Genomic DNA, 12,575 nt, shown 5'->3' with positions numbered 1-12,575 from the left:
TTCCAGGCCAGCCACTGTTCACTCCCCGTCGGCTGCCGTTCATTTCTGGCAACTGATTGTTCATTCGGGGTTTGCTTACAACGCGGTTCGCCGCCCTGGGGCGTTGCGCTGTCAGTCCTCTTCGAGAATCAATGCCATTTCCGGGCAGGAGGCCACACCGTCGCGAGTCAGCTGCTCGTCCTCGGGCAGCACCTCGTGCTCTTCGAGGATCGAATAGCCCGAATCGTCTATGGGGAACAGATTCGGATCAACGGCGTAGCACTGGGCATGACCCACGCATTTGGATTGTTCGAGACGAACCCTCATCAGGTTTCCTCCCTACCGGTTCCGCGAAACAATCCAGACGGACATCAGCCGCTCGTTGAAGTGTAGAAGATACTCGCCGGGCGGGGCCGGGCGCTGTAAACGCCGCTCCCGACCAGCGGTCGAATTCGTGTCCCTTTGCGACACATGCGATATTGGTGTGCCGGCTGGAAACGGTGCCGACGACGTCCCCCGCCGCAGCGGTAAGCAGATCAAGATAGACAAGCGGAGAGCCCATGAGCACTCCTGGCCAAGGCCAGCAAGGCACGTTCCACCTACCGCGCCTCGATTTCGAGAAGTTACCGATGGCCGAGGACCGGGGCGTCGGGTGGAAGACGTTGCGCGACGCCGGGCCGGTGGTGTTCATGAACGGCCACTACCACATCACCCGCCGTGAGGACGTGCTGGCCGCGCTGCGCAATCCCAAGGTGTTCTCGTCGACGATCCTGCAGCCTCCCGGTCACCCACTGCCGGTGTTGCCACTGGCATTCGACCCGCCGCAGCACACCCGGTACCGGAAGGTGCTGCAGCCCTTCTTCAGCCCGCTCGGTCTGAGCAGATCCCGCCCGGTGCTGGAGCGGCACGCCGCCGAAATGATCGCCGCCCTTGCGGGCCAAGGCAAATGCGAAGTGATGGCGGACTTTGCGCACCTGTACCCGTTTCAGGTCTTCATGGATCTTTACGGCCTGCCGATCGAGGATCGCGATCGCCTGATCGATTGGAAGGATGCCGTCGTCAGCGACAAGCCGTACATCACCCAGGCCGACATCGAGAAGAGTGAGCAGCTGCTGGCGTATCTGGCCGATGCGATCCAGCAACGCCGGCAGAACCCCGGTTCCGACATGCTGTCGCAAATCATGGGCAGTGACGGCGATTTCAGCGATCTGGAATTGCTCGGCATGAGCCACCTGTTGATCCTGGCGGGCCTGGACACGGTGACCGCGGCGATCGGTTTCTGCCTCTTCGAGCTGGCGCGCCGGCCGCAGCTGCGTGATTTGCTTCGCGACAACCCAAGGCAGATCCGGGTTTTCATCGAAGAGATCGTCCGGCTGGAGCCCTCGGCACCGGTGGCGCCCCGGATCACCACCCAATTCGTCGAGATCGGCGGCATGACGTTGCCACCCGGCACATCGGTGCGGTTGTGCATGGCCGCCGTCAACCGCGACGACAGCGATGCCACGTCCGTCAACGAATTGGTGATGGACGGAAAGGTCCACCGGCACTGGGGGTTTGGGGGCGGACCGCACCGCTGCCTGGGGTCCCACCTGGCGCGGATCGAACTGACGGTGATCGTCGGGGAATGGCTGAGGCAGATTCCCGACTTCGACGTTCCCGCGGACTACGTCCCCGCGATCAATTACCCCTCAAAAAGTTTTGCGCTCAAAGAATTACCGCTGCGCTGGGGCTGACCCAGCCAACCCCAACGCAACGGCATTCCGTCTTACTTGCGCAACTCCGTCGCCGCGACCTGTACGAACACGCCGGTGTCCTCGGCCATCAGCAGGCCTCGACCGCGGGGCAGCGGGCCACCCTTCATCTTTCCGCGGATGAATCCCTCGTCCGGGTCGGCGTCCATCACCAGCAACGGCGCGTTCGCCTGGGCTAGGGCCCGCAACATCGGGTCGCTGCCCGCCGAAGACCAGCCACCGAAGGTGCGCGTCACCAGCACGTGCAACCCGACGTCGGCGGCCCGGGTCACCCACGGCGCGGCCTTGTGCAGCGGCGAATCGAATCCGGCCGGCAGCTGCTGGATGTCGTCGACGATCAGGAAGATCTCCGGGCCGCTCCACCACGACCGCGACAACAACTCTTCCGCGGACAGGCCGGGCGGCGGTTCGCGTCCGGCCAGGACGGCTGCCAGCTCGCCCATCATCGCCTGGACGCCGTCGAGGTTGTACGCGAACTTCTCGACGTAGTCCGGGCCCAGTGTGGTCAGCAGCTGACGTCGTGGGTCCACCAGCCACACCTGTGCCGACGGCTGGCCGGCCGGTGGCGGGGGTGCGCTGCTGGCTCCCGGCGCGTACAGCCGGCCGATTTCGCTCATGATGGTGGCCAGCGTGGTGGTGCGCCCACATTCGCGTCGACCCGTCACCATCAGGTGCGCATTCTCGGCGAAGTTGAGGTAGACCGGCGACAAATCCAATTCGGAGATGGCCCAGGCGATTCCGCCCGCGCCGACCCCTTGGCGGGTGTCCCGCGCGGCCAACTCGCGCAGCTGCTCCACGTCGAACCGGGCGGGGAGCCGGCGCACCGGCGGGGCCTGGCCGCTCGTGAGACGACTGACCGCGTCGATGACGCTGTCGGACTCGAACACGTAGCCGGCTGTGGTGGCGAGCGCGGGCCGGGCCACCAACGTGTGCAGACCGGCCTGCGGGTCGGAGTCCAGTCGGACGTAGTTGACCGCGACCATGCCGCGGCCCGGCTTGACCGGAACGTCCTTGGCGAAGCGGGACCGCACCAGCTTGGCGTCTTCCACGGCCGCCAGCCGCAATTCGACCCGGGAGCCGAAGCCGCTGCGCACCGGAGGCCGCAGCTCGGATTCGCGGTCCGCGGTGACTATCACGTGGACCCCGAACGAGGGGCCCTGGTTGATGATCAGGTTCACCTGCTCGATCAGCACCTCGTTCTCTTCGGCCAGCGCCCGGTAGTTGTCGACCACCAAGTAGACGTCGCCGAACCCGTCGTTGGGGACCGGGCCGGGCTCACCGCCGAACTTGCGGCGCCGGAAGACCTCCATCGAGGCGATCCCGTACTCGAGGAAGGTGCTCTTCCGCTGCCGCACCAGCGCCAGCAGCTCGGCCACCGTCCGGCGCACGCCGTACGGATCGGTCGGGCCGGCCACCTCACCCACGTGCGGCAGCCGAGCGACGGTGGTCAGCGCGGTGCTGCTGTAGGCCAGGCAGTAGAACTGGACCTGCTCGGGGGTGTGGGTCAGCGCGGCCGAGCAGATCAGGGTCTGCAGGGCCGTGGTCTTGCCCGAACCACCGGCGCCCAGGATCAGGACGTTGGCGCCCGGACCCGAGGTGTCGACCGTCCACGGCGGCTGGTCGTGCTTGAACGGACGGTCGATGATCCCGATCGGGAAGACCAGGTCGCGGGCCGTGCCGTAGTCCTCCTGCCACGGGTGGCCGAGGAACCGGTCGACCAATTCGTCGATGGGGATCGGCCGGTTGAGCGGCGGTTGCCACAGCCGGTACGGCTCGAAGTCGATCTTGCGCAGCTGATCGATGATGACCGTGCCGACCTTCGGAACCCGGATGCCCTCGACGTCGTCGTCATCGCGCGGCAGGCCGTCGCCTCCCAGCGTCTCGCCATTCGTGATGGCGGCCGGCGTGAGGTCCGGTCCGCCCACGCTCACCTCCAGCGGGGTGAAGGAGTTGGTAAACAGTTGCGGGCGAACGTAATCGATGCTGTGCACCAACGCGGGCGCTTCCTCGCCGTCATCGGTGAGTCCGCGGGGAAAGTAGTCCCGCCACAGGAACTCGGCCTGGAACCGGACGATGTCCTCCAGGCTGCGCCGGAAGTAGCCCAGACCCGCCTGCGCCGGCAGGTTCACGGCGTTCGGAACACCGGCGGCCTGCGCCGCACCGGCGGTGCGCGCCTTCAGCACCAGCCGGTAACCCATGTTCTCCATGAGCTTTTCGGCGCGGCTTTCGATGGTCTGCGACGCCATCATCAGGTGGATCCAGTAGGCGCGGCCCTGCCGGCCGATCGAGTCGAGCACGTCGACCGCGGTCGGCATGATGCGGAACCATTCGTAGAACTCGTCGATGACCACCACGAGCATCGGCAGCGGCGCCATGTCCTGGCCGCGTGCCCGCATCCTGAGGCGGACCGAGTTGTACTCCTTGGCGTCGTCGACACCGGCGCTGTCGCAGATCGCCTTGCGCCGGGCGATCTCGCCCCAGAGGGCGTCGAGGAAGCGCTCCATGAGCGCCTGGTCCTCTTCCAGGTCGGTGATGATCCGCGATACGTGCGGTACCCCGGCGAACGGCTTGACCGCCGACCCACCCTTGAGGTCGGCCAGCACGAACTGCAGCTCTTCCGGCGGGTGGCTGAGCATCAGCGACTCGATCACGGTTCGCACCAGGGTCGATTTACCGGAACCGGTCGTACCGGACATGACCCCGTGCGGGCCGTCACCGCCCTCGTCGAGAGACTTCATGTCCAAGAACAGCAGCTCGCCGTTGTCGGAACGAACACCGAACGGTGCCCGCAAGCGCGACCGGCCCATCGAGTCGTTGCGGCTGCCCCACAACGACTCGAAGTCGATGCGGCCCGGATCGTCGATTCCGTAGTAGGCCATGATGTCTCGGGCGCCGATGTGGGCGACCCGCTGACCGATCTCTTCGTACGCCTCGGCGAGCCGCCAGCGGGCCACCGCCTGGGCGAATTCCTCCGCCTCCGCGATGCTGATGTGGTCCGTGAGCGCGAAGAACCACGGCTTCTCGTCGATCACCATCCAGGTGTCGCGGTCGCGGGGCAGCGCCTCGATGACGCCCTTGTCGTCGAACCGCAAGGTGCGCTCGGGGACAGCCGTCCACATCGAGGAGCCGCTCAGGTCGAAGAACGTCACGCCGTCGACGCCTTCGGAGCTGATCACGTACTCCCACTGGGGGTCGACGACGTCGGCGACGATCACCGTGTGGGGCGTCGGAGTCTGCGCCGACGAACTCGCGTGCCGGGGCGTGAAAGAGCCACGTCCGGCGAACAATTCGGCCTGCTCGGCGGCGAACTCGCGCACCGAGCTGTAGACCATCCGCGCGTTCCCGGCAGCGTCCTGACGGCGCGGGTCACCGAAGTGCGGAAGCCACTTCACCCAGTCCCACTCGTCCAGATCCGAGGTGACGACGACCATCTGCACGTGGTCCGGGCCGTGCGAGAACGCCAGCTGGCAGATGATCGCCCGCATCAGTCCCAGGACCTGCTCCCGCTCCCCGTCGAGCGTGTACCAGGGTTCGACGAGCAGCGAGATCATCTTGGGCAGGTTGTAGACGACGCTTTGGTAGCGCCCGAATTCCTGCAGCGCCTTACCCGTCACCGGCTCGAGCTCGATGTCGGTCGGCATGTTCTGGGGCTCACCCCAGGTCACCTCGGGACGCGTCATGCCGACGCCGACCCGCACCACACCGAAGTTCAGGTCCTTGCCGTCGGGCTTGCGTTCCCACATCCGCGACGACCCCACCGCGGCGGCAAGCGTCGTGGGCGCCGGGTGGTACCACCGGTAGTTGGCGTCCATGCTGTCCGCCGACTCGTGGGCGGTCTCGCGCAGCATGTCCAGCATCAGCATGAACTGGGCGCGCATCGCGTCCAGCTTGGGCCGGCTCATCTGCTGCTGACCGCCGAACCGGCCGCCGAACATCATCATCGCGACGCCACCGATCATGAAGATCGGGAAGATCGACCCGGCGCCGCCGAACACGTGTGAGCCGCTGGCGAAGGTCATGGCGACCATGCCGATCAGCAGGCCGACCACCACGACGCCGACCACGATCAGCCACCAGGGCTTGCCCTCCGGCGGCGGAATGCTCAGGGGCGTCGGAAGGACGATGTTCTCCGGCTTGATGACCGGAGGCTTCTCCGGTGTCGGCCGCGCAAACCCGCGTTTCACTTAGGTACCGCCAATTCTGCAGGGGACATATCCATCGGTAGGGTGTCGTGCTCCACGAGTGCATCCGCCCGCGAGAGGGTCGGGCCTTGTGGGAGCAGCCGCAGCGCCACCCACGGCACCAGGCTCGGTTTCGTCTTCAGGCCCAGCGCCTCACGCACCTCGCGGGTGTCGTCGACCCCGAACCGGGCGCCCGCGTCCGTCAGCCACCACAGCGATTCCGTCGTCTTCGCACCGGGGTCGTTGCCGGTGACGGCGACGAAGTTCCCGTAGTCGGGACCGAAGAAGACCTGGTCGGCTTCGCGACCGGTGGTGTCGGCCTTGACCAGCGACACCACCCTGTTCTCGTCCTTGGCCGCGACCGGAATCGTCGCGCCGGACACGACCTGGATGCGGGCCCGGTTCTCCCCGGACGTCTTCTGCCACCACCAGCAGGTCGACGGGTTCTCGCGGATGTCCGCCACGTTGAGCGGGGCGTCCGGGTAGGAGGACAGGTCCAGCTTGTTGACCACGGGCATCTTCGCCAGGGCGGACGGTTCCACGGTCACCGGTTTGGTATTGCCGGGACCGGCATTTTGCAGGATCTGGGCCACCAACGGCGGCAGCGTCTGCACGCCGTCGGCTAGCACCAGCGAATACTGTTGCGGCCCACTGATTTGCGGCGTGACGATCACCGTGCCGATCGGGCCGGGGGCATTCGGGAACGAGGCGGCGGCGCCCGCGTTCTGCACCTGCGGCACGGTCAGTTCGGGGCCCACCGGCAACGCGTCGAACAGGGCGCGGCTCATGGGCTTCGCCTGGCCCACCTGCTCGGGCGTCAGGCCAAGCGGCAGCAGCACCGAACGGTTCGTCGCGTCGATGCGCGACCGGCGTCCCTCGCGGATCACCCACGCGTCGCCGCCGTAGCTCAGCACCACGGCGTCCGACCCGTTCAGCACGTGCCGGTGGTTGCTGAGGTCTGGGTTCCCGTCGATGACGGTCACCGTCACCCCGGACGGAGCGCTGACCCCGGTCGAGGTTCCGACGGTGTCGCACACCAGCCACGACGACGTGGACGGACTCGAGGGGTGGAAGTTCGACGGCGCACCCGGGATGCCCACCATTGGGCCGCGCGGCAGCGTGGCGATCTGGTTGGACTTGACCAGGTGCGGATTGTCCGGGCGGCCCGTGATCAGCCGCGCCGACGCCAAGTTCAGCGCCGGGTACAGCTTGTCGCCCACACGGACATACAGCGCGCCGGAGTCGCGATCGGCGATGATCGGCGAATCACCGACCTGGCCCGCCGGGCTGAGGAACGAGTAGAGCAGCGCGCCCAGGCAGATCACCAGCGCCGCCGACACCGAGGCCACCACGGCCAGCGTCTGGCGGCGTCCGGGCTCGACCTCCATGCGGACGCGCCACCGGGTGAGCGCCATTGCGGTGCGGCGAGCGAGGAACTGGTAGCCGGTCACCTGGGTCCGCGTCGACAACCCGAGGCCATACCCCGACCCGCGTCTCTCTTCCGCCACGTTAATTCACCATCCGGTCTCTAGAATGCCTGGATATTGTCCCTGAAAATATCCGCAGCGCGAATTACATCGACAACGGTAAGTCACCCGTAGCGACCTCGCCACGCGACGACGTGCGTTCACATCTACATCACTTTGCGTACATCTGTGCGGACGCCCTCACCTCGCCTCGTCGGCCGACGCGGGCAACGCGCCAAGCGCCGTTGAACTGGCACTTTCGGGTTCCCCCGCCGATCCCCGCCCGGACACTCACGTCTCCTCAGGGCATCGTAATGGCGAATGGCAGGCTCGTCCTGTCGAGCGGGTGCCCTCAGCGAACGGAAGAGCGGCGAAACGGGCCGGCAAAACGGGCGGCGGCGCCCGCCGCCTCTCCCCGATTGGTCGGCCGGCGAATTCTGGCAGCAAGATGAGCGGTATGAGTGAGCTCGCGCCGTCGCTGGTCGAACTTGCCAGGAGGCACGGCATCGCGACCGAGTACGACGACTGGACCGGGCGGCGGGTGCCGGTCTCGGCAACCACGCTGGTGGCAGTGTTGGCCGCGCTCGGCGTCGCGGCCGGCACGGAGCAGGAGCGCAACGTCGCGCTGACCGCGAAGCTCCGGTCGTATTGGGCGCGCCGGTTGCCGGCGACCGTCGTCGGCCGCACCGGTGAGCAGACGCGGTTCTGGGTGCACGTGACCCACGGCGATCCCGCCGAGGTCTGGTTGCAGCTCGAGGACGGCACGGTACGCGGCGGGATCCAGCAGGTCGACAACTTCACCCCGCCGTTCGACCTGGACGGGCGCTGGGTCGGCGAGGCCAGCTTCGTGCTGCCGGCCGATCTGCCGCTCGGTTATCACCGGGTGCACCTGCGTTCCGGTGGCAGTGAGACCAGCAGCGCGGTGATCGTGACGCCGGATTGGCTCGGGCTGCCGGAGCGGCTCGGCGCCCGGCGGGGCTGGGGCCTGGCCGCCCAGCTCTACAGCGTGCGCTCCAGACAGTCGTGGGGCGTCGGCGATCTGACGGATCTGACCGACCTGGCCGTCTGGTCGGCGTCGCGGCACGGCGCCGATTATTTGTTGGTCAATCCGTTGCACGCGGCTCAGTTTTCTGGACCGGCGGCCCATATGGAGCCGTCGCCTTACCTGCCGACATCGAGGCGCTTCGTCAACCCCATTTATCTTCACGTCGAGGCGATTCCCGAGTTCGCCGAGCTGCCTAAGCGCAGCCGGGTGCGGCGCCTGCGTTTCGACGTGCAACAGCGAGCTGCTCGGCTCGACGCAATCGATCGCGACAGCGTGTGGGCGGCGAAGTGCGCGGCGCTCCAGCTTTTGCACCGGGTGCCGCGGTCCGCCGGCCGCGAGCTGTCCTACGAAGCCTTCCGCGCCCGCGAGGGAACCCCACTCGATGACTTCGCCACCTGGTGCGCCCTGGCCGAGAAGTACGGCGACGATTGGCATTCCTGGCCGAAGTCGCTACAGCATCCCCGCGCGCCCGGCGTCGACCGGTTCGTCGAGAAGCATGCGGAGGCAGTCGATTTCCATCGGTGGCTGCAGTGGCAACTGGACGAGCAACTCGCCTCGGCGCAGTCGCAGGCGATCCGGGCCGGAATGGCGCTGGGCGTGATGCACGACCTCGCCGTCGGCGTGCATCCCAACGGTGCCGACGCGTGGGCGCTACAGGATGTGTTGGCGCTGGGCGTCACCGCCGGCGCGCCGCCGGACGAGTTCAATCAACTCGGCCAGGACTGGTCCCAGCCGCCCTGGCGGCCCGATCGGCTCGATGCCGAGGAGTATCGCCCGTTTCGGGCAGTGATAAGCGCGGTGCTGCGGCATGCCGGCGGCGTGCGCATCGACCACATCATCGGATTGTTCCGGCTGTGGTGGATCCCGGAGGGCGCGGCGCCCACCGAGGGCACTTACGTGCGTTACGACCATGAAGCGATGATCGGCATCGTCGCCCTGGAGGCACACCGCGCCGGGGCGCTGGTCGTGGGCGAGGATTTGGGCACGGTCGAACCGTGGGTGCGCGACTACCTGCTACTGCGCGGCTTGCTCGGCACCTCGATCCTGTGGTTCGAGTTGGATAGGGACGGAAACGGCGGTCCGCTGCCGGCCGAGCGCTGGCGCGAGTACTGCCTGTCCTCGGTGACCACCCACGATCTGCCGCCGACCGCGGGCTATCTGGCCGGCGACCACGTGCGGCTTCGCGAAGCTCTCGGATTGCTGACCCGCCCCGCCGAGGACGAGCTCGCCACCGACCGGGCCGAGCTGGCGGCCTGGATGGCCGAGTTGCGTCGGGTGGGGTTGCTCGACGACGGCGAAGACGACGCGGAGAAAATGGTTATCGCCCTGTATCGGTACCTGGGCCGGACGCCGTCGCGGTTGGTGGGCGTGGCACTGACCGACGCGGTGGGTGACCGCCGGACCCAGAACCAGCCCGGCACCACCGACGAATACCCCAACTGGCGGATTCCGCTGACCGACCCCGCCGGGCGCCCGGTGCTGCTCGAGGACCTGTTCACCGACGTCCGCGCGGCCACCCTGGCCGAGGCCGTGCGCAGTGCAATCGCGCCCGCGGCCGTCGACAGTGCGCCTGTTAGCTTCTGAGGCCATGAAGGTCTCAGTCGTGGCGCCGGTGGCCGACGGCGTCACCGCGGATCCGGAATGGATGGCGGCCTTCGCCGGCCACCTGGAACAGTGCGGGTTCGAGTCGATCGTTGTGGTCGAGCACACCGTGCTGGTCACCCGCTACGACAGCGTCTACCCGTATGACAGTTCGGGACGCGTGGGGCTGGCGGCCGACTGCCCCATCCCCGACCCGCTCGATCTGCTGGCGTTCCTGGCCGGCCGCACCACCACCCTCGGGTTGGCCACCGGCGTCTTGGTGTTGCCCAACCACCATCCGGTGGTCCTCGCCAAGCGGGCCGCAAGCGTGGACGCGTTGTCGGGCGGACGGCTGCGGCTGTGCGTGGGCGTCGGATGGCTGAGGGAGGAGCTGGAGGCGTGCGGCGCGGACTTCGAGAACCGCGGCAGACGCGCCGACGAGCAGTTGGCCGTCCTGCGGGCACTGTGGGCCGACCAACCGCACGGGGCTTCGCACCACGGTGAGTTCTTCAGCTTCGACAACGTCATGTGTTACCCCAAACCCATTGCCGGAGAACGGCTTCCCGTTCACATCGGTGGCCACAGCCGGGCGGCGGCCCGTCGCGCCGGCCGCTTGGCGGACGGCTTCCAACCGCTCGGGGTGGCGGGGCCGCAGCTGGCGTCACTGATCGCGCTCATGCGCGACGAGGCGGCGTCGGCGGGCCGCGATCCGGCGGCTCTGGAAGTGTCATTGGGCCACGCGGTCAACAAGATCGACGCCGAACGGGCGGCCAGCCTGGCCGATCAGGGCGCCGACCGGCTCATGTTGGCGATGCCGTCGACTGTCGACATCGAGCAGGCCAAGGACGTGCTATCGGAGTGCGCGCAGCGGCTGTCGCTGATCGCGTGACCCCGATGAGCCTGTCAGCCGACGACCGGTCAGCCCTCAGTGATTTGGTGCACAGATACGCGGCACACGTGGACGAACGCCGATTCGATTCCGTCGCAACACTGTTCACTGACACCGCCGTGCTTGAAGTGCCCGACCCGCCCACGGCGCTGGAGCCGATCCATTCGCATCGTGGGCGAGACGCCATCACCGCGGCGGTCGCTACCGTCGCGGCGGTCGCCCGCACCGAACACGCCATCGTCGGCGAGGTCTACGAGGCGACCGGGCCGGGTACGGCCCGTGGGCGCGTTGCGTGCATCGCGCACCACTGGGACCAGCGCGGCGACGAATTCGTCGACGTGGTCTGGCATTTGCGCTACGACGACGAATACGAGCTGACCGACGGATGGCTGATCGGCCGCCGTGCGTTGACCATCAACGCGCTTGAGACCCGCAAGGCCCGCCGAGTGCGGCCACACGACGCGATCTAGCGAGCTTGCAGAAGACTTTGCGCAAACTCACAGCGACCCTCCATAAACCGAATCTGCGGCTCAAACGGGCGCTTCGTTGAGCAGGTGCGGTTATCGCCTCGGAGGGCGAGCCGGATTTTGCCCGCTCCGGGCGGGAGCCGGCCGCCCTGGGCCCGGGTGAGGCCGCGGCCGGACCGCTTCTTCCTGATCGTGTCCAATTTTTACAAGTCGATCCGTGTATTTTCGGCCGCGTGACGAACACCGAACATCGGAACCTGAACGTCAATACCGCCGGAACCACCGGAGGACGGGAAGCGCCGAACGGCAACGTATCGACACTGGCAGTGGGCACGCCGCTGGACTCCTCCCCGGATTACCGCAACGAGATTCACACCGCCGAAGACGTCATCGATGTCGAGACCTACGGCGGCGGTTTCGATCTCACCAGGCGGGCGACCGCACCGAAGCTGCGCATCGGCCGCGACCGGTGGTTCAACCTGCTCTGGCTGATCCCCATCGGCTTCGCCCTGCTCATCGCCGGGGTGGCGGTCGGCAAAGGCCTGCACAACATGCCGGCCGTCCAGTCGTTCATTCAGCGTCACCCCGGGACGGACAGCTCCAACGTCACCCCCGGCCTGCCGGCCTGGATCGGGTGGACGCATTTCTTCAACCTGTTCATGATGATGTTCATCATCAGGACCGGGATCCAGATCCTCTGCGACCATCCCCGGCTCTACTTCAGCCGCAACGCCACCCCGGGTAAGGACGAGTGGCTGCGCGTCGGCCCGCCGGTACCGGACGACGAGCTGTGGACCGCCAACGCCGACACCGTCGCCCTGCCACCACAATTGGGACTGCCCGGATTCCGGCACTCCATCGGGCTGGCCCGGTGGTGGCACCTCGGGGTCGACGTGCTGTGGCTCGTCAACGGTGCGGTCTTCTACGTGTTGCTCTTCGCCACCGGGCAGTGGCGGCACATCGTGCCCACCAGTTGGGATGTCTTCCCCAACGCCGCATCGGTGGCCGTCCAGTACCTGTCGCTGGACTGGCCCACCGACAACGGCTGGGTCGCCTACAACGGCCTGCAGTTGTTGTCCTACTTCACCACGGTCTTCATTGCCGCCCCCGCGGCGTTGATCACCGGGCTGGGCATGTCGCCCGCGCTGTCGCAGCGCGTGCACTGGCTCAGCAAGCGGCTGAGCATCCAGCACGCGCGGTCACTGCATTTCGTGGT

The 12,575-nt window shown here is 67.3% G+C and carries 7 protein-coding genes and 1 pseudogene; 5 read left to right on the top strand and 3 right to left on the bottom strand.

What is annotated here, in order from left to right; translation table 11 throughout:
* Nucleotides 1–111: 111 nt before the first annotated feature.
* Nucleotides 112–306, bottom strand: a complete 195-nt coding sequence (locus A5781_RS07040) for a ferredoxin (protein ID WP_067203191.1) — start codon at nt 304–306, stop codon at nt 112–114.
* Nucleotides 307–539: 233 nt separating this feature from the next.
* Here A5781_RS07040 and A5781_RS07035 point away from each other — a divergent pair, with 233 nt between their 5' ends.
* Nucleotides 540–1,712, top strand: coding sequence for a cytochrome P450 (locus A5781_RS07035; protein WP_067203189.1), 1,173 nt, complete (start codon nt 540–542; stop codon nt 1,710–1,712).
* A gap of 32 nt (nt 1,713–1,744) precedes the next feature.
* On the opposite strand, the gene eccCa is transcribed toward A5781_RS07035, so the two are convergent.
* Both eccCa and eccB read right to left on the bottom strand, forming a co-directional pair.
* A complete protein-coding gene (eccCa, locus tag A5781_RS07030; RefSeq protein ID WP_067203186.1) occupies nt 1,745–5,914 on the bottom strand; it encodes a type VII secretion protein EccCa in 4,170 nt (1,389 codons plus the stop codon).
* A complete protein-coding gene (gene eccB, locus A5781_RS07025) occupies nt 5,911–7,419 on the bottom strand; it encodes a type VII secretion protein EccB (protein WP_067203184.1) in 1,509 nt (502 codons plus the stop codon). Before eccB ends, eccCa begins: the two co-directional genes overlap by 4 nt.
* A 415-nt stretch (nt 7,420–7,834) precedes the next feature.
* On the opposite strand from eccB, the gene malQ reads away from it, so the two are divergent.
* The 4 genes and pseudogenes from malQ to A5781_RS07005 all read left to right on the top strand — a co-directional run.
* The gene (gene malQ, locus A5781_RS07020) at nt 7,835–10,006 is read left to right on the top strand and encodes a 4-alpha-glucanotransferase (protein ID WP_067203182.1); all 2,172 of its coding nucleotides are present in this window, start codon (nt 7,835–7,837) and stop codon (nt 10,004–10,006) included.
* Between the two features lie 4 nt (nt 10,007–10,010).
* Nucleotides 10,011–10,892 (top strand): LLM class F420-dependent oxidoreductase, encoded by an 882-nt coding sequence (locus tag A5781_RS07015; RefSeq protein WP_067203180.1) that lies wholly within the window; start codon nt 10,011–10,013, stop codon nt 10,890–10,892.
* Nucleotides 10,893–10,897: 5 nt separating this feature from the next.
* On the top strand, nt 10,898–11,362 hold the full coding sequence (locus A5781_RS07010; protein WP_067203194.1) for a nuclear transport factor 2 family protein: 465 nt from the start codon (nt 10,898–10,900) through the stop codon (nt 11,360–11,362).
* 323 nt (nt 11,363–11,685) lie between these two features.
* A pseudogene (locus A5781_RS07005) lies at nt 11,686–12,575 on the top strand (cytochrome b/b6 domain-containing protein); the annotation flags it as partial.

The organism is Mycobacterium sp. 852002-30065_SCH5024008 (assembly GCF_001665645.1).
GTDB lineage: Bacteria > Actinomycetota > Actinomycetes > Mycobacteriales > Mycobacteriaceae > Mycobacterium > Mycobacterium paraffinicum.
The sequence above is the reverse complement of the archived record's forward strand: the minus strand, read 5'-3'. Positions and strand labels throughout refer to the sequence as shown.

Bases quoted from the DNA above. Each gene is read 5' to 3' on its own strand.
- A5781_RS07035 (WP_067203189.1), top strand. From the start codon at position 540: ATGAGCACTCCTGGCCAAGGCCAGCAAGGCACGTTCCACCTACCGCGC.
- malQ (WP_067203182.1), top strand. From the start codon at position 7,835: ATGAGTGAGCTCGCGCCGTCGCTGGTCGAACTTGCCAGGAGGCACGGC.
- A5781_RS07015 (WP_067203180.1), top strand. From the start codon at position 10,011: ATGAAGGTCTCAGTCGTGGCGCCGGTGGCCGACGGCGTCACCGCGGAT.
- A5781_RS07010 (WP_067203194.1), top strand. From the start codon at position 10,898: ATGAGCCTGTCAGCCGACGACCGGTCAGCCCTCAGTGATTTGGTGCAC.
- A5781_RS07040 (WP_067203191.1), bottom strand. From the start codon at position 306: ATGAGGGTTCGTCTCGAACAATCCAAATGCGTGGGTCATGCCCAGTGC.